Source organism: Noviherbaspirillum galbum (assembly GCF_010974945.1).
GTDB classification, from domain to species: domain Bacteria; phylum Pseudomonadota; class Gammaproteobacteria; order Burkholderiales; family Burkholderiaceae_D; genus Noviherbaspirillum; species Noviherbaspirillum galbum.
In genome coordinates this window covers 249155-272680 of record NZ_JAAIVB010000079.1, presented here as the reverse complement: position 1 = coordinate 272680, position 23526 = coordinate 249155, and the positions used below count along the sequence as shown (strand labels likewise).

The 23526-nt window shown below is 66.3% G+C and carries 23 protein-coding genes; 3 read left to right on the top strand and 20 right to left on the bottom strand.

The genetic code is table 11. The annotated features are described in order from the left end of the window. The 14 genes from G3574_RS25715 to rfbB form a co-directional block, all read right to left on the bottom strand. Nucleotides 1–751: phosphomannomutase/phosphoglucomutase (locus tag G3574_RS25715; RefSeq protein WP_163968408.1), on the bottom strand; the 751-nt coding region annotated here is incomplete at its 3' end. Between the two features lie 73 nt (nt 752–824). After that, complete coding sequence (locus G3574_RS25710) at nt 825–1919, bottom strand: MraY family glycosyltransferase (RefSeq protein ID WP_163968407.1); 1095 nt, start codon at nt 1917–1919, stop codon at nt 825–827. 147 nt (nt 1920–2066) lie between these two features. Next, the gene (locus G3574_RS25705) at nt 2067–3554 is read right to left on the bottom strand and encodes an oligosaccharide flippase family protein (protein ID WP_163968406.1); all 1488 of its coding nucleotides are present in this window, start codon (nt 3552–3554) and stop codon (nt 2067–2069) included. A 7-nt stretch (nt 3555–3561) separates the two neighbouring features. Beyond that, entirely contained in the window at nt 3562–4710 is a 1149-nt protein-coding gene (locus G3574_RS25700; protein WP_163968405.1) for a glycosyltransferase family 4 protein, read from the bottom strand. Next, on the bottom strand, nt 4707–5561 hold the full coding sequence (locus G3574_RS25695) for a glycosyltransferase family 2 protein (RefSeq protein ID WP_163968404.1): 855 nt from the start codon (nt 5559–5561) through the stop codon (nt 4707–4709). Before G3574_RS25695 ends, G3574_RS25700 begins: the two co-directional genes overlap by 4 nt. A 30-nt stretch (nt 5562–5591) precedes the next feature. Continuing rightward, nucleotides 5592–6842, bottom strand: a complete 1251-nt coding sequence (locus G3574_RS25690; protein ID WP_163968403.1) for a glycosyltransferase family 4 protein — start codon at nt 6840–6842, stop codon at nt 5592–5594. Next, the gene (locus G3574_RS25685) at nt 6842–7786 is read right to left on the bottom strand and encodes a GDP-mannose 4,6-dehydratase (RefSeq protein WP_163968402.1); all 945 of its coding nucleotides are present in this window, start codon (nt 7784–7786) and stop codon (nt 6842–6844) included. The genes G3574_RS25690 and G3574_RS25685 overlap by 1 nt, the downstream gene beginning before the upstream one ends. After that, nucleotides 7770–8813 (bottom strand): GDP-mannose 4,6-dehydratase, encoded by a 1044-nt coding sequence (gene gmd, locus G3574_RS25680; RefSeq protein ID WP_163968401.1) that lies wholly within the window; start codon nt 8811–8813, stop codon nt 7770–7772. The genes G3574_RS25685 and gmd overlap by 17 nt, the downstream gene beginning before the upstream one ends. Before the next feature lie 349 nt (nt 8814–9162). Further along, nucleotides 9163–9960: an ABC transporter permease gene (locus G3574_RS25675; protein ID WP_163968400.1), complete on the bottom strand. Its 798-nt coding sequence runs from the start codon at nt 9958–9960 to the stop codon at nt 9163–9165. Then, nucleotides 9961–11370, bottom strand: a complete 1410-nt coding sequence (locus G3574_RS25670; protein ID WP_163968399.1) for a mannose-1-phosphate guanylyltransferase/mannose-6-phosphate isomerase — start codon at nt 11368–11370, stop codon at nt 9961–9963. It lies immediately after the preceding gene. Nucleotides 11371–11487: 117 nt separating this feature from the next. After that, on the bottom strand, nt 11488–12360 hold the full coding sequence (gene rfbD, locus G3574_RS25665) for a dTDP-4-dehydrorhamnose reductase (RefSeq protein WP_163968398.1): 873 nt from the start codon (nt 12358–12360) through the stop codon (nt 11488–11490). Continuing rightward, nucleotides 12357–12908 (bottom strand): dTDP-4-dehydrorhamnose 3,5-epimerase, encoded by a 552-nt coding sequence (gene rfbC / locus G3574_RS25660; RefSeq protein WP_163968397.1) that lies wholly within the window; start codon nt 12906–12908, stop codon nt 12357–12359. Before rfbC ends, rfbD begins: the two co-directional genes overlap by 4 nt. Then, on the bottom strand, nt 12908–13807 hold the full coding sequence (gene rfbA, locus G3574_RS25655) for a glucose-1-phosphate thymidylyltransferase RfbA (RefSeq protein WP_163968396.1): 900 nt from the start codon (nt 13805–13807) through the stop codon (nt 12908–12910). Before rfbA ends, rfbC begins: the two co-directional genes overlap by 1 nt. Beyond that, entirely contained in the window at nt 13804–14880 is a 1077-nt protein-coding gene (rfbB, locus tag G3574_RS25650) for a dTDP-glucose 4,6-dehydratase (protein WP_163968395.1), read from the bottom strand. Before rfbB ends, rfbA begins: the two co-directional genes overlap by 4 nt. 282 nt (nt 14881–15162) lie before the next feature. On the opposite strand from rfbB, the gene G3574_RS25645 reads away from it, so the two are divergent. Beyond that, nucleotides 15163–15984, top strand: a complete 822-nt coding sequence (locus G3574_RS25645; protein WP_163968394.1) for a symmetrical bis(5'-nucleosyl)-tetraphosphatase — start codon at nt 15163–15165, stop codon at nt 15982–15984. Nucleotides 15985–16080: 96 nt separating this feature from the next. Then, nucleotides 16081–17001 (top strand): ion channel, encoded by a 921-nt coding sequence (locus G3574_RS25640; RefSeq protein ID WP_163968393.1) that lies wholly within the window; start codon nt 16081–16083, stop codon nt 16999–17001. Between the two features lie 9 nt (nt 17002–17010). Here the strand turns inward: G3574_RS25640 and G3574_RS25635 are convergent, their stop codons facing one another. Genes G3574_RS25635 through G3574_RS25610 form a run of 6 tightly spaced genes read right to left on the bottom strand, consistent with a single transcriptional unit; the run spans nt 17011 to nt 21631 of the window. Next, nucleotides 17011–17775, bottom strand: coding sequence for a lysophospholipid acyltransferase family protein (locus G3574_RS25635; RefSeq protein ID WP_163968425.1), 765 nt, complete (start codon nt 17773–17775; stop codon nt 17011–17013). A gap of 35 nt (nt 17776–17810) precedes the next feature. Then, complete coding sequence (locus G3574_RS25630; RefSeq protein ID WP_163968392.1) at nt 17811–19097, bottom strand: dihydroorotase; 1287 nt, start codon at nt 19095–19097, stop codon at nt 17811–17813. Nucleotides 19098–19099: 2 nt separating this feature from the next. Then, nucleotides 19100–20059 carry an aspartate carbamoyltransferase catalytic subunit gene (locus G3574_RS25625; protein ID WP_163968391.1) on the bottom strand — a complete coding sequence of 320 codons (960 nt, stop codon included), beginning with the start codon at nt 20057–20059 and terminating at the stop codon, nt 19100–19102. Continuing rightward, nucleotides 20052–20555: a bifunctional pyr operon transcriptional regulator/uracil phosphoribosyltransferase PyrR gene (gene pyrR / locus G3574_RS25620; RefSeq protein WP_163968424.1), complete on the bottom strand. Its 504-nt coding sequence runs from the start codon at nt 20553–20555 to the stop codon at nt 20052–20054. Before pyrR ends, G3574_RS25625 begins: the two co-directional genes overlap by 8 nt. Continuing rightward, complete coding sequence (gene ruvX / locus G3574_RS25615; protein ID WP_163968390.1) at nt 20542–20931, bottom strand: Holliday junction resolvase RuvX; 390 nt, start codon at nt 20929–20931, stop codon at nt 20542–20544. The genes pyrR and ruvX overlap by 14 nt, the downstream gene beginning before the upstream one ends. Before the next feature lie 19 nt (nt 20932–20950). Next, on the bottom strand, nt 20951–21631 hold the full coding sequence (locus G3574_RS25610; protein WP_163968389.1) for a YqgE/AlgH family protein: 681 nt from the start codon (nt 21629–21631) through the stop codon (nt 20951–20953). Nucleotides 21632–21729: 98 nt separating this feature from the next. Here G3574_RS25610 and G3574_RS25605 point away from each other — a divergent pair, with 98 nt between their 5' ends. Next, nucleotides 21730–23199 (top strand): cryptochrome/photolyase family protein, encoded by a 1470-nt coding sequence (locus G3574_RS25605; protein ID WP_163968388.1) that lies wholly within the window; start codon nt 21730–21732, stop codon nt 23197–23199. Nucleotides 23200–23526 lie beyond the last annotated feature (327 nt).

Genomic DNA, 23526 nt, shown 5'->3' with positions numbered 1-23526 from the left:
GCCCGTCCTTGGTCACCACCCCCAGCCGGTCGCCGTCGCCGTCGAAGGCCAGGCCGAGCTCGGCGTCGGTGTCGCGCAGGCAGGCGATGAGGTCCTGCAGGTTTTCCGGGTGGGCCGGGTCGGGATGATGGTTGGGGAAGGTGCCGTCGACCTCGCAGAACAGTTCGGTGACCTCGCAGCCCATGGCGCGGTACAGCGCCGGGGCGAAGGCGCCGGCCACGCCGTTGCCGCAGTCGACGGCGATCTTCATCGGGCGGGCGAGCTTGACGTCGCCGGCGATGCGCTCGATGTAGGCGGCGGTGATGTCGTGGGTGCGGTAGTTGCCCTGGCCTTGGGGGAAGTGGTCCTTGACGATGGCGTGGTAGAGCGCCTGGATGGTGTCGCCGTGGATGGCTTCGCCGGCCAGCACCATCTTGAAGCCGTTGTAGTCGGGCGGGTTGTGGCTGCCGGTGACCATGATGCCGGAGGGCGCGCCGAGGGTGGCGGTGGCGAAGTAGAGCATGGGGGTGGCCACCAGGCCGAGGTCGATGACGTCCAGGCCGGTGCTCTGCAGGCCGGCGGCCAGGGCGGCGGCGAGCTCGGGTCCGGAGAGGCGGCCGTCGCGGCCGATGACGACGGTGCGCTCGCCCTTGGCCAGGGCGGCGGCGCCGAAGGCTTGGCCGATGCGCCGCGCCACCGAGGCGTCGAGCGTCTTGCCGATGATGCCGCGGATGTCGTAGGCCTTGAAGATGCTTTGGGAGAGTGTGGACATGTTGTTATTCTGACGAGGAAAAACCCGGAAGCTTAAGCCGTATTCCGCAAAAGCGCAAAGCGCGGTGGCCTGCCTATTTCTTCTTTCCGAAAATCATCCAGCGCGGCGCCCTGAAGCGCACGATGCGCAGGTACAACCACAGGTAACTGGCGACGAAAAGCACGCAGAATGCCATGAGGATGCCGCTGTGCTGCCAGAACAGCGTGGCCGGCACGACCGCCATCAGCGAAAACATCCAGAGGTAGGGAGAGGTCAGTGCATTGCGCATGAGCAAGGCCCGGGCGTCGCGCCGGCCGACCGCCCATACCACGATCCGTCGGAAGATCAGGCTGTGGAGATGGATGCCGTCGGGCATGCTGGGCGACTTGCCACGCACGAACAGGCGGCGGTAAGCGGAAAACAGGGTCTCGAACACCGGGTAGATCAGCAGCAGCGCGGCATACCAGGTCGACACTTCCGGATTGCGCATGACCAGCATGATGGACAGCTCGCCCAGCATGAAGCCAAGGAAATAGGCGCCGCCATCCCCGAGGAAGATCATGCCAGCCGGATAGTTCCAGATCAGGAAGCCGGCCGCCGCGCCGGCGACGATGACGGCGGCCACCAGCACGAAGGTATCGTCCACCTGCCATGCCACGTAGCCCAGCGACAGCAGCATGGAAATCGTGACCACGGTCGCCAGCCCGTTGAAGCCGTCGATGATGTTGATGGCATTGGCGATGCCGGCCACCGCCAGCACCGTGAGCGGCAAGGCAAGCCAGGCAGTGGACAGCAGCCAGCTCGAGGAGAGCCAGTCGATGCGTTCGATGCGGGCATCGAGCAGGAAATAGCCGAGCACGGCGGCGCACATGGTCAGCGCCAGGCGGCGCGCCGGACTGACCCGCTTGGTGAAGTCTTCCACGATGCCGCCGCCGAAGGCGACGAAGGAACAGAGCAGCAGGATGAGGATGGCGCGCCCGAGGATGGGCGTGCGCACCATCGCCACCATGCAGGTCAGGAACACCGCCAGGTAGATGCCGACGCCGCCGATCCGCGGCACCGCCTCATGGTGCACTTTCTGCACGCCGGTCAGGTCGGTGTCGAGCGCGGCCTCATGCCGGTGTGCCCGCTTGATGATGAACAGCGTGAGCAGGGCGGAGGCGATGAAGCTGATCAGGAAGGACGACATAGATGAGCGGTGGGGACCCGGTTTCGCGAAGAATGGATCAAGTCCGGAATGAAGTCGACAGTGTAAGGGATGCGCATCGGTTTATTGCCAGGCCCGTGAATTTTTACATAACTTTTAACCGCCCCGGACGTGCCGCCGGACGCGCGTTCAGGGCCGCGGGCGCAGCCGGACGGTGCTCACGAGGCGCTGGAATTTCTGCCGGTCGGCGCCGTTCAGCAGGCCTGCCCAGGCCCAGCCCAGCGCCAGGCCGGTCATGAGCAGCGCCGCGCCCAGGCGCCAGGCCGGCTGGTGTTGGGGTCCGCTCGCGAGGCCGGCCAGCGCCACCAGCGCGAGCCCGGCCAGCAGCGGCAGGAAGCTCGTTCGCACCGCGTCCGCGCCGGCCAGCAGCAGCAGGACGAGGCAATCGACGCCGACCCGCCAGGCCCAGACCGCCGCCACGCCCTCGATGCCCCAGTGGCGTACCGCGAACGCCAGCCCCAGCGCATAGGCCGGCAACTCGAGGAGCTGGGCCTTGGCGGCGCGGGAAGCATGCCCGGTCGCCTGCAGCCAGGCGAGCGGCAGATGGGAGAGCGCGTTGGCATAGATGCCGATGGCCACGATGTCGACCACCTGGTAGGCATGCAGGGCGAACTCGTCGCCCAGCCACCAGCGCAGGCCGTCGTAGGAGCCGATCGCGGCCAGGACGCAGAGCGGCAGCATCAGGGCCGCGGCAACCCGCAGGCCGCGCTGGTAGACCGCGCGCAAGGGCTGGCCGCCCGGTCTCTTCCTCTCGGCGTCGCCGGCGAACTGGGGAAAGAGCACGCCCGACAGCGCGCCGGGGATGACCAGGGTGCGCAGCATGATTTCCTGCCCGGTGACGTACCAGGCGACGGCGCGCGGAGGCAGCATCATGCCCAGCACGAATCGGTCGGAATACACCATCAGCGGGCCGACCACGTTGGAAACGGTGATCCAGCCGCCTTCCTGGAAGAAGGAACGCACGCCGATGGCGCCGGATGCCGGGGGACCGGCGAGGATCCCCGGCTCCGCGCGCCAGCAGACCCAGGCATGGGCCAGCAGGCCGGCGACCCGGCCGGCGACGATGCCGGCGATCATGGCGTCCAGGCGCGGCCATGCCAGCGACGCCAGTGCGGGCGCGGCATAGTTCAGCCCGCCGAAGGCCGCGCGCAGCACGTTTACGCGCGCGAAGCGGTGCAGGCCTTCGAGGATGCCGCGCAGCCAGTTGGTGGCCAGGGTGACGGGCACGCCCGCCGCGATCCAGGGCCAGCCGTCCTGCAGCTCGCGCCCCAAGGCGTCCATCGGAAACAGGCCGGAGACGGCGTGCCCGCCCGCCAGCAGGAGCAGGCCCAGCACCGCCAGGGCGGGGATGGCCTGGCGGCGGAAGAAGCCGCGCAACAGCGCAAGCTCGGCGTCGCGGCCGGCTCGGTCCGGAGTGCTGGCGACGCGCCGGGTCACGACCCGGCCCAGGCCGAAGTCGAGGAAACTCGCAAAGCCCACCAGCGCCCACACCACGCCCAGCGCGCCGAGGCGCTCGACGCCGGCATGGTGCGCGACCACCGGCACCGAGACCAGCGCCACCAGCAGCGGCAGGCCGTGTCCCAGCAGGTTGAACAGGAAGAAGCGCGCCGTATGCATGGCCGGATCAGCGCCGCGCGGCGATCACCTGGCGGTAAAAGCCCAGCGAACGGTGCGTCAGGTTTTCCCAGGTGAAGCGGCGGCTTTGCGCCAGCCCGCGGCTGGCCACGTCCTGGCGCTCGCCGTCGTCCGACAGCAGGCGCTCCATGGCGGCCGCGATCTGCGCCGGTTCGCGCGGATCGACGGTGGGCGCCGCGTCCCCGGCCACCTCCGGCATGGAGGACAGGTTGCTCGTGATGGTGGCGACGCCAGCGGCCATGCCTTCCAGCACCGGCAGGCCGAAGCCTTCGTAGAACGAGACGTACACGAACAGCCTGGCCGCCTTGATCAGCGCATGCTTCTCGGTTTCGCTCAGGTAGCCCGTCATGACGATGCGGTCGCGGACCGGCGAGCGCTTCGCCGCGTCGAGCACGTCGTCATAGTCCCAGCCGAGCTTGCCGGCGATGACCAGCTTGAGTCCGGGATGGCGTTCGGCGACCTGTTCGAAGGCCTGGATCAGGCCGATCAGGTTCTTACGCGGCTCGACGGTGCCGACGTAGAGCACGTAGTCGTCGAGATCGAACTTGCGGCGCAGGGCATCAAGCACCGCCGGATCGGGCGCCTGCGCGAGGCGGCGGAGATCGGCGCCGAGATGGATCACCGCCTTGCGGGGACCGGGCCGGGGAAAGCGGGCCTCGAAGTCGCGCTGGGTGGATTCGGAAATGAACAGCAGGCCGTCGGCCCTGGCGAGGCGCCGGATGAAGAACTGGAAGAACACCCGCTTCACCGGCACGTGCAGTTCCGGGAACAGGAAGAAGGACATGTCGCAGACCGTGACGATGCGCCGGAAGCGGCCGAAGGATAGCAGCGGAAAGCTGTAGTGCAGGGAATGCACCGCATCCATGCGCCGGGAGATGGCGATCATCGGAATGAGCACCTGTTCCAGCAGCACCCGGAAAGCGAAACGCCGGAACAGGCGGGCATTCAGGGCGATGACGCTGGCGCCCGGCACGGCGCGCGCGCTGGCGAGCAGTTCCTTGTCGTCGTCGAGCACCAGGAAATGCATCTCGCCGTGCTCGGCCAGCGACTGAAGGCAATGCACGTAGTTGACGGCATAGATGCCCACGCCGGTGCGCTCGAGCGGCAGCTGGGTGAGGTCGAGAAGGATGCGCCTCATTTTTCGGGACGATCCATGGCGGGCACGGCATCGCGCGGACGCTCCAGCGCGGCCAGCGCGAGGCGGTTGACGCGCCGACGACGGGCATCGGCCAGCCAGCCCCACTTGCCGAAATAGCGCAATGCCGACCGGATGTGATGCGACAGCAGCGTGGCGTTCTTGTATGACCCCTTCTGGTAGCCATGCGTGATGGAAACGAGCGGGTAATACACCGTGCGCGCGACCTCGCCGACCCGCCGCGACAGGTCGACGTCTTCCATGTAGAGGAAAAAGCGTTCGTCAAAGCCGCCGATCCGGCGCAGTACCGACGCCCGCAGCAGCATGAAGCAGCCGGAGAGCGCCGGCACGTCCATGACACGGTCGTAGCCGCTGTCGTGCAGCTCGTAGCGCGCCAGGCGGCCCGACAGCCGGTACAGCCCGGGCAGGAAGCGGCGCACGATCAGGTCGGCGGGATTGGGCAGCAGCTTGCAGAGGTGCTGCCGGCTGCCGTCGGGATAGCGGATGTCCGGCATCAGGAGGCCGATGTCGGGATGCGCGTCGAGGTAGGCGGTCATCGCCGGGATGACCTCCGGGCCGAACCAGACGTCCGGGTTCATCACGAGGTGGTAGTCGGAACCGCTCTCCAGCGCCTGCCGGATGGCAAGGTTGTGCGCGGCGCCGAAGCCGGGATTGGCGGGCAGGTGAAGATAGCGGGCACCGGCCTCGCGCGCCACGGACTCAAGCGCGGTATCGCGGGAATTGTCCACCAGCCAGAGATCGACGGCGGCATGGCTGGCCGCCACGCTGCGCAGGGCCAGCCCGAGCTGGTCGGGCGGATTGTGATAACTGACGACGGAGCAACTGATCCGCATGGGTGCTTGGCCTTCCTGTGGCGCGGCGAACTAGCCGAACAGCACGCGGCGGTACACCCCCAGGGTGTCGAGCGCGAATTGCCGCCAGGTGAACATGCGGGCGCGCTGCTGGCCGAGGGTGCGGCAGCGGTCGTGGGCGGCGTGGTCCTCGATGAGGCTTTGGAGGTGGCCGGCGATCGCCACGTCGTCCAGCGGCTCGACGAGGATGCCGGCATCGCCCACCACTTCCGGGAGCGAGGCGCGGTTGGACGCGATGACCGGCGTGCCGCAGGCCATGGCTTCCAGCGGCGGCAGGCCGAACCCTTCATAGAGCGAGGGATAGACGAAGGCGCGCGCGCCGCTGTAGAGCGCGGGCAGGTTGGCCTGCGGCACGTAGCCGGTCAGCCTGACCTCGCCGCGGTCCACCATCTGGCGCAGGCTGGCGGACAGCGATTCCATGCCCCAGCCGTTCATGCCGGTCACGACCAGCGGAAAGCGCGCGCGCAGCGCGCCGGGCAGGCGGGAATACGCCGCCAGCACGCTGGCGAGGTTCTTGCGCGGCTCGAGGGTGCCCACCGCCAGCAGGTATTCGCCGTGGCGAAGGTTAAAGCCCGACAGCACCGGGCGCGCGGCGTCCATGCCGATGGGGCGGAATTCCGGGGCGACGCCGAGCAGCACGGTGCTGATGCGGTCCTCGGGCACGCCGTAGTGCTCCATCACCTCGCGCCGGACGAACTCGGAATCGACCACGATGTGCGCCGCGTCGCGCACCACGCCGGGCATGATGCGGTTCATTTCGCGGACGCGGGCGGCGGGATGGGTCTGGGGATAGCGGACCCAGGAAATGTCATGCACCGTGACCACGGTGGGGCCGGCGAAGCGGAAGGCCATGAAGGCCGGCTCGTGATAGAAGTTGAGGCGGTGTTCCGCCGCACCCTTGGAAAACCGGTTCTGGCGCATGGCGCGGATGAGCGCGTCGGGACGCGGCAGGATGCGCTTGATCGCGCTGTTGATGCCGCGCACGCCGGCCGGCGCGGGCGCGCGCACCGCCTTGTCCCAGGCGGAGCCATAGAACAGCCAGGGTTGCTGGGGCAGGAGCTGCCGCAGCTGGTCGACCAGGTGCCAGGTGTATTGCCCTACGCCGGCCATGGGAGTGAGGATGGGCACGGCATTGATGCCCAGCCGCAAGCTGGCGAGCTTTTCCGCCAAGTCGTCTCCCACGGAAACGCTTGCCTGGTCGGCGCGCTCGGGGGCGGCGGTGCCGCCGAGCGATTCCAGGCTCGACCGGGCGTGCGGCAGCATCAGCGAACTCCCTCGCTGCGGTGCATCGCGTCTTCGTACATCCAGCGCAGGGTGTCGTCGAGCGGGAAGCGCTTGAGATTGCCAACCAGCGATTGCAGCTTGTCCGGCGAGCCCACCAGGGTCTTGACCTCGCTCTGGCGCACGAAGGCGGGATTGACGCGCACCTCGATTTCATAGCCGGCGATGGCCTGCATCATTTCAATGATGTTCTTGAGGGAATAGGGATGGCCGCTGCAGACGTTGACGATCTGGCCGGCGGCGGCATCCTGCTCCAGCAGGCCGTGGTAGGCGGCAGCGACCATGCGCACGTCCGAGAAATCGCGCTCGACGTCGAGGTTGCCCAGCTCGATGACCGGCGCGCGGCGAACGAAATGCGACACGATCTTCGGCACCAGGAAATGCGGTTCCTGCCCGACGCCGGTGTAGTTGAACGGCCGGGTGATGACGATGGGCATGCGGTCGCTCCAGATGCGGACCATGTGTTCCATCGCCAGCTTGCTGGTGGCGTAGTGGTTGACCGGCTGCGGCGGCTGCGACTCCCGGATCACGCCGGAGGTCGCATTGCCATAGACGTTGGCGCTGCTGGCGACCAGGATGCGCCGGGGCGACAGGCCGGCGTCGGCCATCGCTTCCAGCAGGTTGAGCGTGCCGATGACGTTGACGCGGTAGAGGGCTTCCGCGTCCGCATGGGCGACGAAGCTGATGGCGGCGAGGTGAACGAGGTAGTCGGGACGCACGGTTTCCATGACCCGCCGGCAATTGTCCGGTGAGGTGATGTCCAGCGTGACTTCGTGGTCGTTGCGCGGCGCGCCGACGATGGCGTCGACGACGTCGTATCCGGAATCGATCAGCTCGGCGCGGACGTACTTGCCGGTGAAGCCGTTGGCTCCCGTCAGCAGGACGCGTCCGCGTCCGGCGGCTGCATTGTCAGAAGGAGAAGCCACGCTCGTTTCTTCTCAGGTCAGCCTCAACCATCATCTGGCAGAGTTCTTCAAGGGTGGTCTGGGGTTTCCAGCCGAGCTTTTCGGTGGCCTTGTCGGGGCTGCCGATGAGCAGGTCGACTTCGGCAGGGCGGTAGAACTTCGGGTTGATGCGCACCACGGTCTTGCCGCTCTGGGCATCGACGCCCTCTTCCTGTTCGCCGCTGCCGCGCCATTCGAGGCGCATGCCGGCCGCCTTGAAGGCCATGGTGACGAAGTCGCGCACGGTCTCGGTGCGGTTGGTGGCGAGCACGAAGGTATCCGGCTCGTCGGCCTGCAGCATGCGCCACATGCCCTCGACGTATTCCTTGGCGAAACCCCAGTCGCGCTTGGCGTCGAGGTTGCCGAGTTCGAGCACGTCGAGCTTGCCGAGCTTGATCTTGGCGACGGAGTCGGTGATCTTGCGGGTGACGAACTCGCGGCCGCGCAGAGGCGACTCGTGGTTGAACAGGATGCCGCTGCTGGCGAAGATGCCATACGACTCGCGGTAGTTCACCGTGATCCAGTGGGCGTAGAGCTTGGCGACGCCATAGGGGCTGCGCGGATAGAACGGCGTGTCTTCGGTCTGGGGAATGGCCTGGACCTTGCCGAACATTTCCGAGGTGGACGCCTGGTAGAAGCGGATCTTCGGATTGACGATGCGGATGGCTTCCAGCAGGTTGAGCGGGCCGATGCCGGTGATTTCGGCGGTGGTCACCGGCTGCTCGAAGGAGACGCCGACGAAGCTCTGGGCCGCGAGGTTGTAGACTTCCTGCGCGCCGGTCGACTGCAGCAGGCGGATGCTGGCGGACAGGTCGGTGAGGTCGTACTCGACCAGCGACAGGTTGGGATGCTTGTCGATGCCGAGTTCCTCGATGCGCCAGAAGTTGACGGAACTGGTCCGGCGGTAGGTGCCATGGACCTGGTATCCCTTTTCCAGCAGAAGCTGGGCGAGATAGGCGCCGTCCTGGCCGGTGATGCCGGTGATCACTGCGATGGGTGCTTTGTTCATATAGACGTCGTTATTAAAAAAACCTGCGTTCATCATCACGTTGCCCGCACTCCGCGCCCGGAAAAGCAAGACGGAGAGTGCCGGCGCCTGCCTGTGCCAGGCATCCCGACAACTTAGCGAACTTGGCGGAGTGGGTGATAATTGAAATCAATCCTGATGCGGGACGCGGTGCGTTTGCATCATGGGCAGGACATGATTTCCCATGCTTCAGGGCAAGCGGCATGGTGACGCTGGACGGTCGTTCGTTGCTTCGTCTGCCAGCCGTATCCGTCGCCCGGCTGTCCGACTGTTCTTGCCTTGGGGTATCGCAGCGGATTCGACGCGCGATTATTCCCGAACTCCCCGGATTTTACAACTCGTCAACCATTTCCCCTACCCGTTTGCGGAACAGGCGCAGTCCCAGGAAACAGAGGGCCAGGGCCAGGCCGGCGGGCAGCAGCAGGCTGTTCCAGTCGGGCCAGCGGCCATGCACCAGCACCTCCTGGTAGGCGCCGATGAGCGGCGTCATGGGGTTCATGTCGATGTATTTCTGTACCCACTGGGGCAGGATCGTGCGCGGGTAGACCACGGGCGTGAACCAGAACCAGAATTGCAGCAGCACGGCAAACAGTTGCCCGACGTCGCGGAAGAACACGTTCAGCACGCCGACCGACATGCCCAGCCCGATGGCGAACAGGACCTGGATCGCCAGCACCGGGAAGATGCCGAGGAAGCCGATTCCCGGGAAGCTTCCGGAAAACAGCAGGAAGAGTACGAACAGGCCGAAGATGATGCCGAAGTTGATGCCGGCGTTGACCACCACGATGACCGGCAGGCAGATGCGCGGGAAGTTGATCTTCTTGATCAGGTTCGCCTGCTCGATGAACACGTTCTGCGCGCGGCCGACGATCTCGGCGAACAGGCCCCAGGTCAGCGTGCCGGCGCAGAGGAAGATGCTGTAGGCGAAGCGGCCGTCCACTCCCGGAAGCCTGGCTTTCATCACTTCCGCGAAGATGACCGTGTAGACCACGATCATGGCCAGGGGATTGAGGATGGTCCAGGCCGCGCCGAGGAGAGAATTCCGGTAGCGCGTCTGGAAATCGCGCTTCACGCTGCCGGAGATGAAACCGCGGTAAGTCCAGATCGAACGAACGATGCCAACCGCCATTTACCCGACCCTGCCGTAGATGTCGTCGAAGCGGACGATGTCGTCCTCGCCGAGATAGGCGCCGCACTGCACCTCGATCAGCGCCAGCTCGGTGGCGCCGGTGTTGGTCAGGCGGTGCTTGTGGCCGGCGGGGATGTAGGTCGACTGGTTGGCTTCCAGGGCGATGACCTGTTCGCCGTTGACGACCTCGGCATTGCCCGAGACGACCACCCAGTGCTCGCTGCGGTGGTGGTGCATCTGCAGCGACAGCGACGCGCCGGGCTTGACCGCGATGCGCTTGATCTTGAAGCCGGGGCCTTCCTCCAGCACGGTGTAGCTGCCCCAGGGGCGGATCACGGTGCGGTGGATCTTGTGGGCGTCGTGGCCGCTGGCCTTCAGGCGGCTGACGACCTGCTTCACGTCCTGGCTCCTGGACTTGTCGGCCACCAGCAGCGCGTCGGGCGTGTCGATGATCAGGAGGTTGTCGAGGCCGACCGCCGCCACCAGCCTGTCCTTGGCTTCGATGTGGGTATTGCGGCTGTCGATGATGATGTTCTGGCAGTTGTTGCTGGTGTTGCCCGACTCGTCGGCCTGGATGGCGTCGGCCACGGCGCTCCATGCGCCGATGTCGCTCCAGTCGAAGTCGCCGGGAATGACGGCGATGTTCTTCGCCTTTTCCATGACGGCGTAGTCGATGGAAATGTTCTCGAGCGAGGAGAAGCCGGCGTTGAGTTCGATCTTGTCGCCTTCCGCCTTGATGGTCTTCCAGACGCCTTGCGCGGCTTCCAGCAGGGCGGGATGGTAGGTGGCGAAGGCGTCCAGGATGGCGCTCGCCTTGAAGCAGAACATGCCGCTGTTCCAGACGTAGTTGCCGGTGGCGAGGTACTTGGCGGCGGTGGCGGCGTCCGGCTTCTCGACGAAGCGCTTCACCACCCGGGCGTGCTGGCTCACCGCGTCGCCCATCTCGATGTAGCCGAAGCCGGTCTCGGGCGCCTTGGGCTTGATGCCGAACAAGACCATGAAATTGTCGTTGGCGAGGGCTTCCGCGTGCCGAACGGCGGTGTAGAAGGACGGCGTGTCCTTGATGAGGTGGTCGGCCGGCAGCACCAGCATGGTGGCGTCATTCTTCTGCTCCATCGCCCACATGGCGGCCAGCGCGATTGCCGGCGCGGTGTTGCGCCCCATCGGCTCGAGCAGGTATTGCGGCTTGACCTGCTGGTTCGCCAGTTCGTCGCGCGACAGGAAGTAGTAGTCGCGGTTGGTGACGATCAGCGGCGTGGTGCCGTCGGAGACCGCCAGCGCCCGCTCGTGGGTTTGCTCGAGCAGGCTCTTGCCGCCGCCGATACGCATGAAGGGCTTGGGATGCGCTTCGCGGGACACCGGCCAGAGACGGGTACCGGCGCCGCCGGAAAGAATGATGGGAATCAGCATGGTTGTTCTCGCATGGTTCGATGGTGTGTTCGGGCCGGGCTCCTGGCGATGGCGCAGGTAACGCGAAAGACTGTGTTAAAACCGCGGCGGAAGCGGCGCATGGTGTGTTCGGTCATGTCAGTCCAGGCACAGATCCAGAGCGTCGCTCCATTGCGGTAAGGCGCAGAAGGTCGAGGTGAACTTCGCGCACGACAGTGACGAGTTCGCCGGCCTGCGCGCGGGCAACGGATAATCCGCGGTGCCAATCGGTGTAACGACCGGCTTCCGAAGAATTGTCTTGTGCGCAACAATAGTCTGCGCGAAACCATACCAAGTGGTTTGACCTTGCGCAGCAAGATGGTAGACACCGGAGCGGGCACGCAACAGATCCAGATCAAGGCCGCGCACCTGGCTCAGACGGGCCACCGTATGTGCCGTGGCGTCGGAAATCGTTCGGCACCAGGTCGGCGCGCCGACCTGGTCGCTCACGATGCGCAATTCGTCCTTTTCTTGCGCCAGCCGACGAATGGTGAGCAGAAAATTCCTGCCCCGCAGGCCGTAGACCCAGCTCGTGCGCAGGATCAGGTGCGGGATGCCTGAGGCCACCACCGCCTGCTCGCCCGCCAGCTTGCTGCGTCCGTACACGTTCGCCGGCGCCGGCAGGTCATCCTCCGCGTAGGCGCCCTGCTTCGTGCCGTCGAAGACGTAATCGGTCGAGTAATGGACCATGGCCGCGCCGATGCGGGCGGCCTCCTCCGCCATCACGCCGGGCGCCTCGCCATTGATCCGCATCGCCAGGTCCGGCTCGCGCTCGGCCTGGTCGACGGCGGTATAGGCGGCCGGGTTGACGATCAGGTCCGGCCTGATCTCGCGCACGGCGCGGCGGACGCTGTCGAGGTCCGCCAGGTCCATGCGCGCCCTGTCCATGGCGTGGATGTCGCCCAGGCCCTGCAGGCTGCGAAGGAGCTCATGGCCGATCTGTCCGTTGACGCCGGTAAGCAGGATTTTCATGCGAAGACCTCCGCTTCGGCGAGCGGCTTGCCGAGCTTGTCCTTGTCCGACAGCACCGGCTCGCCCTGGATGGGCCAGTCGATCGCCAGCGCCGGATCGTTCCAGGCGAGGCAGCGCTCGTGCTCGGGCGCCCAATAGTCGGTCGTCTTGTAGAGGAATTCGGCGGACTCGCTGGTCACCAGGAAGCCATGGGCGAATCCCGACGGGATCCACATCTGCCGCTTGTTCTCGGCCGACAGCGTGGCGCCGACCCAGCGCCCGTAGGTCGGCGACCCGCGCCGGATGTCGACGGCCACGTCGAACACCTCGCCGGCGATGACGCGCACCAGCTTCCCCTGCGGCTGCCGGATCTGGTAATGCAGGCCGCGCAGCACGTGGCGCGCCGAGCGCGAATGATTGTCCTGCACGAACCGCGCCGGGCCGTCGAGCCCGGGCAGATCCAGGAGCTGCGCCTCGTTATAGCTGACGTAGAAGAAGCCGCGGTCGTCGCCGAACACTCTCGGCTCGAGGATCAGCACGTCGGGAATGGCGGTGGGGATGCGGTTCATCAGTACACCGTGTCCTTCAGGATGCGCAGCAGGTACTGGCCGTAGGCGTTCTTCTTCAGCGGCTGGGCGAGGCGCTCCAGCTGCTCGGCGGTGATGTAGTTCTTGCGGTAGGCGATCTCTTCCGGGCAGGCGACCTTCAAACCCTGCCGCTTCTCGATGGTGGCGATGAACTGGCCGGCATCGAGAAGCGACTCGTGGGTGCCGGTATCAAGCCAGGCCATGCCTCGTCCCATGACCTCGACGTTGAGCTTGCCCATGTCGAGGTAGGCGCGGTTGACGTCGGTGATTTCCAGCTCGCCGCGCGCCGATGGCCGGATGCCGGCGGCGATGTCACACACTTGCTTGTCGTAGAAGTAGAGCCCGGTCACCGCGTAGTTCGACTTGGGCTGGGCCGGCTTCTCGACGATGCTGATGGCGCGCCGCTGCGCATCGAATTCCACCACGCCATAGCGTTCCGGATCGAGCACGTGGTAGGCGAACACCGTGGCGCCGTCGGGGCGGGAGGTCGCGAGCCGAAGCTGGGCGTCGAACTCGTGCCCGTAGTAGATGTTGTCGCCGAGGATCAGGGCGGACAGGTCGTTGCCGACGAATTCGCGGCCGATGATGAAGGCTTGCGCCAGGCCGTCGGGCGAGGGCTGCACCGCGTAGCTCAGGTTCAGGCCCCACTGGCTGCCGTCGCCGAGCAGGTCGCGGAAACGCGGCGTGTCCTCGGGCGTGGAAATCAGCAGGATGTCGCGCATGCCGGACAGCATCAGGACCGACAGCGGGTAGTAGATCATCGGCTTGTCGTAGACCGGCAGCAGCTGCTTGGACACGGATGTCGTCACCGGATACAGCCGCGTGCCGGAACCGCCGGCGAGGATGATGCCCTTGCGCTTTACCGCCGTTCCGCCCGTCATGCCGCTTCTCCCGCGCCGCCGCGCTTGCCGTAGTTCTGTTCCATCCAGCCCTGGTATGCGCCCGACTGCACGTCGCGCACCCAATCCTGGTGATCGAGATACCACTGCACCGTCTTGCGGATTCCGCTGTCGAAGGTTTCCGCCGGCTTCCAGCCCAGCTCCCGTTCCAGCTTGCGGGCGTCGATGGCATAGCGCCGGTCATGGCCGGGGCGGTCCTTCACGTAGGTGACGAGGTCGCGGTGGCTGCCCGCGCGCGGGGCGAGCGCATCGAGGATGTCGCACAGGGTATGCACCACCTCGAGGTTGGTTTTCTCGTTCCAGCCGCCGATGTTGTAGGTCTCGCCCACCCGCCCTGCTTCGAGAACGCGGCGGATCGCGGCGCAGTGATCGCCCACGTAGAGCCAGTCGCGCACGTTCTTGCCGTCGCCATAGACGGGCAGCGGCTTGCCGGTCAAGGCATTGGCAATCATCAGCGGGATCAGCTTCTCCGGGAAGTGGTACGGCCCGTAATTGTTGGAGCAATTGGTGGTCAGCGTCGGCAGGCCGTAGGTATGGTGGTAGGCGCGCACCAGGTGGTCGGATGCCGCCTTGGACGCGGAGTACGGGCTGTTGGGCGCATAGGCCGTGGTCTCGGCGAAGGGCGGATCGTTGGGGCCGAGGGAGCCATAGACCTCGTCGGTGGACACGTGCAGGAAGCGGAAGGCGGCGCGCCCGGCATCGTCCAGGCTGCCGTGGTAGGCGCGCGCGGCCTCGAGCAGGGTGAAAGTGCCGTTGACGTTGGTGGCGATGAACTCGGCCGGGCCGTGGATGGAACGGTCGACGTGGCTCTCGGCCGCGAAGTGCAGGATCGCGCGGGGACGGTGCTGCCGCAGCAGGTCGGCGATGAGCGCCGCGTCGCCGATGTCGCCCTGCACGAAGTGGTGCCGCTGGTCGTGCATGACGCCGGCGAGGTTGTTCAGGTTGCCGGCGTAGGTCAGCTTGTCCAGGTTCACCACCGGCTCGTCATGCAGGGACAGCCAGTTCAGCACGAAATTGGACCCGATGAAGCCCGCTCCGCCTGTCACTAAGATCATGCACGTTCCTATGGTGGGGTGAAAATTCGATAAACTGTCGATTTTAGCCGATTTGGGTTGGCAAATTCACAGCTGAGGCAGTATTACAGCAGCGTTGGGCGGATACAAGGGTAATTGATTGTTACACCGCCCGTTGCGGGCTTTACTTTACTTTGCCGAAATTGCTGCACAACAACAATTACCCTTTCTTAACGTTTTCCGGTTCCAGGGCTCGTGCGCGCGACGCGCCGCCTCCTGTACCATCCATTCAACTCCGGATTTCTCATTTCTCACCGATCACCTATGCCGACCTACGCCATTGGCGACCTGCAGGGCTGCCACGGCAAGCTTGCCGAACTGCTGGAAAGTATTTACAAAGTTAGTCCCAACCCGCGCCTGATCTTCGTCGGCGACATCGTCAACCGGGGTCCGGAATCGCTGGCCACCCTGCGCCAGGTGAAGGCGCTGCCGAATGCCGAGATCGTGCTCGGCAACCACGACCTGCACCTGCTGGCGGTCTCCTGCGGTCTGCACCGGGTATCCCGCTCCGACACGCTCGACGACATCCTGGCCGCGCCCGACCGCGACGAACTACTCGAATGGCTGCGCCAGCGGCCGCTGGCCCTGATGGAACAGGGCTGCCTCGTTGTCCATGCCGGGCTGGTGCCGCAATGGACCGCGGAACAGGCCTTGCGGCTGGCCGACGAGGTGCACGAGGTGCTGCGCGGGCCGCGCTGGGTGGAGTTCTTGGGCCAGATGTACGGCAACCTGCCCGACCAGTGGGACAATGGCCTGCAAGGCGTCGATCGCCTGCGCTGCATCGTCAACGCCTTGACGCGCATCCGCTTCTGCACCGCCGACGGCCGCATGGAGCTGGGCGGGACCAAGGGCGTCGAGCCCGACCTGCCCGGCCTGCTGCGCTGGTTCGACGTGCCCGGCCGGCGCACGGAAGGCGTGCCGGTGGTGTTCGGCCACTGGTCGACGCTCGGCCTCATCAACCGCTCTGATCTCGTCAGCCTCGACACCGGCTGCCTCTGGGGCGGCAAGCTGACCGCGGTCTGCCTGGACGACCGCAGCGTGATCCAGGTCGACTGCCCGCAGTACTGCGAGCCGGGCAGCATCTGACTTCGCCGAGGTCCCTGCCCTCCTGCGACGATACCCGATTAAACCGTCCGCGCCGCGCGCTGTCTCAACGGAGAACCAGCGTCGAGGACCGCGTGCATGGAAAATCAAACCAAGGAAAAGGCCAAGGTCGAGGTGGATGCCGACCTGGGCTCGATGAGCCTGGAAAAGATCGGTATTCAGCGCTTCGACCTCGGCGATCCTTACCATGCGGCGGTGTCGATGTCCTGGCCCGCCTTCATGGCCTGCCTGGCGCTCATCTACATCGCCATCAATTTCCTGTTCGCCCTGCTGTACGCGGCGGTGCCGGGCAGCTTGGAGCACGCGCGCCCGGGTTCGCTCGTTGATGCCTTCTTTTTCAGCGTGGAAACCTTCGCCACCGTGGGCTTCGGCGTCATGTCGCCGGCCTCGGTCTACGGCCATGTCGTGACGACCATCGAAACCTTCACCGGACTGCTGATGACCGCCATGATGACCGGCCTGGTCTTCGTGCGGTTTTCCAGGCCGCGGGCGAAGATCCTGTTCGCGGACACGCTGGTGGTATCGCGCAGCGGCGACGAGCCCGTCCTGCTGATCCGCATCGGCAACGGCAGGCCGAATGCCTTGATGGGTGCCAGCGCGCGCGCCGTCGCCCTGCTGCCGGACAAGGATGCCAACGGGCACGCCTTCCGGCGCGCGCACGACCTGGCGCTGCAGCGCTCGGACATGCCCTTCTTTCCGATGACCTGGACCATGATGCATCCCCTGCGGGAGGACAGTCCGCTCGCCGCCCTGGCGCATGTCAACGAGGTGCCGCGGGACCTGAGGCTGATCGTGAGCATCAGCGCCCACGATCCTTCGCTCGCCGCAACGGTGTCGGCCCTGCATGCCTACGGGGCGGAAAAGATCCAGCTCGACATGCGCTACGTGGATGCGGTGCGCTGGGACGGCAACGACCGCTCCGTCGCCGACATGCGCAAGCTCAGCGCCGTGGAACCCGAGAGCGCCGCCAGCGCGAACGAGACGGAAGACCTGGACTGAGGCCAGGACTCAGGGCGCGGATCGCGAGACAAGATCCGGCTTTCCTCCGCCGAGCGCGGCATCGATGGCGGCATGCGCGGCGTCGGCCAGGTCGCGCCGGTGCGATGCGGTGCCGGTTTCCAGCGTGGGAAGGATGACGATCTCGGCGCGCATGCCCCCGGCGCGCAGGACGGCCAGCATGCTCTGGGCAAAGGTCATCTCGCCGATGAAGTCGGCCGCCGGATGATGGTTGCCGCGATCATCGAGGTAGCGCAGCGCGTAAGGCTGCACCGGCACCTGCGCCTCGATGGCCGCTTCGAACAGGTTGGCATGGAAAGGCAGGAGGCTTCCCTGCGCCGCGGTCGTGCCTTCCGGAAAAAAGGCGACGCGCTCGCCGGCATGCAGGCTGGAGACCAGGCCCTGGTAGATCCGCCGCACGTCGCGCAGCTTGCCCCGCGAAATGAAGATGGTGCCGGTCTTCGCGCACAGCCAGCCGACCAGCGGCCAGTCTCGGATGTCGGACTTGGCGACGAAGCGGCAAGGCGCGAGTGAATTGATGACGAAGATGTCGAGCCAGGAGACATGGTTCGACACGATCAGGGCGCGCGGCGCCATGGCCGCGCCCTGCGCATGCGTCACCGTGACGTCGACCTTGCACAGGCCGACCAGCCGGCGCGACCAGCTCTTGATGCGAGCCTGCCGCGCATCATGCCCGAGGAAGGGAAAGACAAGCGCGCAGGTCGCCAGGCCTTCGAAGAGATGCAGCACCGCGCGCAGCAAGCGCAGCACGGGCAAGCCCGGCCGTTCTTGCTGCGGGCGATCATGCACGCTCATGCGCGCGCGTAGGCAAGGTATCCGGAAACGATGGTGGCGCGCACCTGCCCGCCCAGTTCATAACCGAGGAAAGGCGTGTGCTTGCCCTGGCTGGCCAGGGCGGCGGCCTCGATCTTCCAGCGCGCGTCCGGGTCGAACACGACCAGGTCGGCCGGCGCGCCTGCCTCGATTCGGCCGGTGCCCAGTCCGGCGACGCGCGCCGCATGGGTGCTGACCTTGGCCAGCGCGCTGGCGAGCGGCACGCCATTCTCGGCGGCCCACTTCAGGGTCAGCGGCAGCAGCAGTTCCAGGCCGGTCGCGCCCGGCGTGGCTTCGCCGAAGGGCAGCAGCTTTTCGTCGTCGTCGACCGGGGTATGGTCGGAACAGATGGCGTCGATGGTGCCGTCGAGCAGGGCGGCGCGGATGGCGTCGCGATCACGCTGGGAGCGCAGCGGCGGCGTCATGCGGGCGTTCGGATCGAAGAAGCCGATGTCCATGTCGGTCAGGTGCACGTGGTGCACGCCGACGTCGCAGCTCACCGGCAGGCCTTCCTTCTTCGCGGCGCGCACCAGGTCGAGGCCGGCGGCGCTCGACATGCGGCACAGGTGTACCCGCGCGCCCGTCGAGCGCACGAGTTCGAAGATGGTGTGCAGGGCGATGGTCTCGGCGATGACAGGCACGCCGGACAGGCCGAGGCGCGACGCCACCGGCCCGCTGTGGGCGATGCCGCCGCTGCCGAGGTGCGGGTCCTGCGGACGCAGCCAGACGGTGTAGCCGAAGGTCTGGGCGTACTGCATGGCGCGCATGAGCACGGTGGTATCGGCGATGGGATGCTCGGCCTGCGAGAAGCCGATGCAGCCGGCTTCGGTCAGCTCGGCCATTTCGGTCAGGGCCTCGCCCTTCAGGCCGGCGGTCAGCGCGCCGAGCGGATAGACGTTCGCCTGGTTCAGGCCGCGGGCGCGGTGCTTGAGCATTTCCACGAGGCCGGGCTCGTCCAGCGTCGGGTCGGTGTCGGGCGGGCAGACGAGGCTGGTCACCCCGCCCTGCATCGCCGCCTGCATTTCCGATTCCAGCGTCGCCTTGTATTCGTAGCCCGGCTCGCGCAGGCGCGCGCTGAGGTCCACCAGGCCGGGGGCCACGACGAGGCCGGCGGCATCGATGGTCTTGTCGGCCTTGAAGCCGGCCGGTGCGCTGCCGGCGCCGCCGACCGCGGCAATCTTGCCGCCGGCGATGTACACGGTGTGTTGCGCGTCGGCGCCGCTGGCCGGATCGATCACGCGGCCATTCCTGATTTCGATTTGCATGCTTAGTTCCCTGCCAGAATGCTCATGACCGCCATGCGGACCGCGATGCCGAAGGTCACCTGCGGCAGGATCACCGCCTGGGCGCCGTCGGCCACCGCTGAGTCGATCTCCACGCCGCGGTTCATCGGCCCCGGATGCATGACGATGGCGTCGGGCCTGGCGAGCGCGAGTCGCTCGGGCGTCAGGCCGTAGCTCTTGAAGAATTCCTGCGCCGACGGCAGCAGCGCCCCCGTCATGCGCTCGTTCTGCAGGCGAAGCATGATGATGACGTCGACGTCCTTCAAGCCTTCGTTGATGTCGGTGAAGACGCGCACGCCGAGCTGCTCCAGTCCGCCCGGCAGCAGCGTGCGCGGGCCGATGGCGCGGATCTCGGGCACGCCCAGCGTGGTCATGGCGTGGATGTCGGAGCGCGCCACGCGGCTGTGCAGGATGTCGCCCACGATCGCCACCCGCAGGTTGCTGAAGTCCTTCTTGTAGTGGCGGATGGTGTACATGTCGAGCAGGCCCTGCGTCGGATGCGCATGGCGGCCGTCGCCGGCGTTGACCACATGCACGTGCGGCTGCTTCGTGTCGATGAGGTGCTTGGCGATCAGGTAGGGCGCGCCCGACTGCGCATGGCGCACCACGAACATGTCGGCATGCATGGCCGCGAGGTTGTCGATGGTGTCGAGCAGCGACTCGCCCTTGGAGGTGCTGGACGCGGCGATGTTGAGGTTGATCACGTCGGCCGACAGGCGCTTGGAGGCGATCTCGAAGGTGGTGCGGGTGCGCGTGGAGTTCTCGAAGAAGAGGTTGAACACGCTCTTGCCGCGCATGAGCGGCACCTTCTTCACCTCGCGGTCGCTGATCGAAACGAAGGACGAGGCGGTGTCGAGGATGTGCGTGATGACCGCGCGGGGCAGTCCCTCGATGGTGAGCAGGTGCTGCAGCTCGCCATGGTTGTTCAGTTGCGGATTATGCATGGTCAACGGTAAGCGTGAAGCGGCCGTCATCGGCGCGTTGCAGGACGAGGTGCTGGCCGGGCGCCAGCGTGACGGCGTCGGCGACGAAATCGGCCGCGACCGGCAGTTCGCGCCCGCCGCGGTCCACCAGCGCGGCCAGCATGATGCGCGCCGGCCGGCCGTAGTCGAACAGTTCGTTGATGGCCGCGCGCGTGGTGCGGCCGGTGTAGAGCACGTCATCGACCAGGATGATGGTGGCGCCTTCCACCTCGAAGGGAATCTGCGAGGGCTTGACGCCGGCCGGCAAGCCCTTGGCGGCGTAGTCGTCGCGGTAGAACGAGACATCGATGAAACCCAGCCGGTCGGTGCCGAGTTCGGCGGCGAGCCGCTCGGCGATCCAGGCGCCGCCGGAATAGATGCCGACCACCGCCACCTGCGCAGCGCCGGCGACGCCGGCCTTCACGCGTTCGGCGAGGGTGCGGTAGAGCGCCTCGGCGTCAAAGTCAGGAAGAGACATGTTCATGAAAGTATTGTTGCAAAATGATGGCGGCGGCCTCGGCGTCGATCACGTCGCCGCGCTTGGCGGCAATGACCGCCGAGGAAAAGCGTTCGTCGACCAGCGCCGTCTTCACGCCGTAGCGGCCGTTGAGCTGGTTGGCGAAGCGGCGGCAGCGCGTGGTGAAATCGTGTTCGGTGCCATCGGCATGGGTCGGCAGTCCGACCACGCACAGCGAAGGCTTCCATTCGTCGACGAGCGCGCCGATGGCGGCGAACTTGGCATCGTTGGTCTCGGCGTGGATCACGGTCAGCGGCTGCGCCTGCTTCAGGAAGGTATTCCCCACCGCGACGCCGATGCGCTTGAGGCCGAAATCGAAGGCGAGCACCGTCTCCAAGGCAGGGTCCGCCAGGCGTTCAGGCGTGCCCGGCGTCGCCGGCGAGCATCATGGGATCGATGCCGAGCAGCTTCATCGCCGCCACGAAACGCTCTTCCACCGGCAGGTCGAACAGGATGGCGGGATCGGCCCGCACCGTCAGCCAGCCGTTGTTGACGATTTCCTGCTCGAGCTGTCCCGCGCTCCAGCCGGAGCAACCCAGGGTAACCAGCAGCCGACCCGGGCCGTCGCCCGCCGCCACGGCTTCGAGCACGTCCTTGGAGGTGGTCAGGGCGATGTCGTCGGTCACCGGCATCATGGAGGAATAGTTGCCATGCGGCGCATGCAGCACGAAGCCCCGCTCGACCTGGACCGGACCGCCGAACAGCACCGTCTTGCCTTGCAGGCCGGCGCGCCGCGACGCCATCGCGTCGCCGAGCTCGATGCGCTCGAGCAGGACGTCGAGCGTCATGTCGGTGGCCTTGTTGACGATGATGCCGAGCGCGCCATTGGCGTTGTGCTCGCAGATGTAGATCACGGTACCGCCGAACACCGGATCGAGCATGGACGGCATGGCGATCAGGAAATGGTCTGCGAGGTTAAGATTGGTATCGGGATCGGGCACGGGTCGGGAAGCGGCGGAAAAAGTCGGGTTGTCCCGGCCGGCGCCGGGCTTGGAGCTGAACGATCTGGACGAGCTAAACTTGCTTGCTTTCACCATAATGTGCATTTTATCAGTTTTGCCGGGCGCGACCCGGAAACGCGGCACCGCCCGGCCCTGTTCGGCACCCGCTCTGCCCTTGACCTTACGGACCTTCCATGCGATTTAAACGCTCCCTCGTCTGGTTCCGGCGCGACCTGCGCCATGTCGACCATGCCGCCCTGCACGAAGCGCTGACCTCCAGCCGGCAGGTGTATTGCGCCTTCATCTTCGACAAGGACATCCTCGAGCGGTTGCCTGCGGAGGACAGGCGCGTCGAGTTCATCCATGGCTGCGTGACGGAACTCGACGCCGCCCTGCGCGCGGCGGGCGGCGCGCTGATCGTGCGGCACGCGCGCGGCCCCGACGCCATTGCGCAGCTCGCCCGGGAATTGCAGGTGGACGCGGTGTTCGCCGGCCGCGACTACGAGCCCGCCGCCTGCCGCCGCGACCTGGAGGCCGAGCGCGCCCTGCGCGCGGACGGCAGGCAGCTGCGGCTGGTCAAGGACCAGGTCCTGTTCGAGATCGACGAGGTGCTGTCCCAGGCCGGCAAGCCCTTCTCCGTCTTCACGCCCTACAAGAACGCCTGGATGAAGCAGCTCGAGCTTGCCGGCCATGCCGCCCACGCGGCGCCCTACGACACGGTGAGCCACTTCCGCAAGCTTGCCCCGCCGCCCGCCGGCGAAGGCATTCCTTCCCTGGCCGCGCTCGGCTTCCGGCCGACCAACCTTGCATCGCTCCAGCTCAAGCCCGGCATGTCCGGCGCCGACGCCCTGGTCGACGACTTCCTGCCGCGCATCGGCCGCTACGACGTGGCGCGCGACTTTCCCGCCGTCAAGGGACCGTCCTACCTCTCGACCCACCTGCGCTTCGGCACGGTGTCGGTCCGCCGGCTGGCCGGCCTGGCGCTGGAAGCGATGCGTACCCCGGGCAACGCCAAGGGCGCTGCCACCTGGCTGTCCGAGCTGATCTGGCGGGAATTCTATTTCATGATCCTGCACCATTCCCCGCACGTCGCCGAGCGCGCCTTCAAGCCGGAATACGATGGCATCCGCTGGGAAAGCGGCGATGTCGCGGAAGAACTGTTCCAGGCCTGGTGCAACGGCCGAACCGGCTACCCCCTGGTGGACGCCGCGATGCTGCAGCTCAACCAGACCGGCTACATGCACAACCGCCTGCGCATGGTCACGGCGAGCTTTCTCACCAAGGATCTCGGCATCGACTGGCGCTGGGGCGAGCGTTACTTCGCCGAGAAGCTCAACGACTTCGACCTTGCAGCGAACAACGGCGGATGGCAATGGGCGTCTTCCTCGGGCTGCGATGCCCAGCCTTACTTCCGGATCTTCAATCCGGTGACGCAATCGGAAAAGTTCGATGCCGAGGGCAAGTTCATCCGGCGTTATCTTCCGATGCTGGGGAAGCTGCCGGTGAAGAAGGTGCATGCGCCTTGGCTGGCAAGCGGCGCGGAACTGGAGGCTGCGGGGGTCAGCTTGGGGGTGGATTATCCGCGGCCGGTCGTGGCGCATGACGAGGCGCGGGAGAGGACGTTGAAAAGGTATGCGGTGGTGAAGAAGGTTCGGGAGGAGTGAGGGATGGGGCAGCGCCGATTGCCGGCGTCATTTACGGCCATATCTGGTTCGATGACTCGGTCTCTTGCCGTATCAGCATGACTCGAGTTTGTCCCGACTTCAGGGAACATGATGCCGCAAGCGTGCCAATGCCTCCAACCATTCCAGCAACCTCCTCCCCCTTCCCTCCCTTTCAAGGGGAGGGCTAGGGTGGGGATGGGGTTCGGTGGCATGTAGAGAACAGTATTTGGCCCGCTCTCGATGTCAACACTGTCCTTTGCTTGCGGAAGAAACCCATCCCCGCCCCAACCCTCCCCTTGAAAGGGAGGGAGCCGGTAGTTAGGGCGC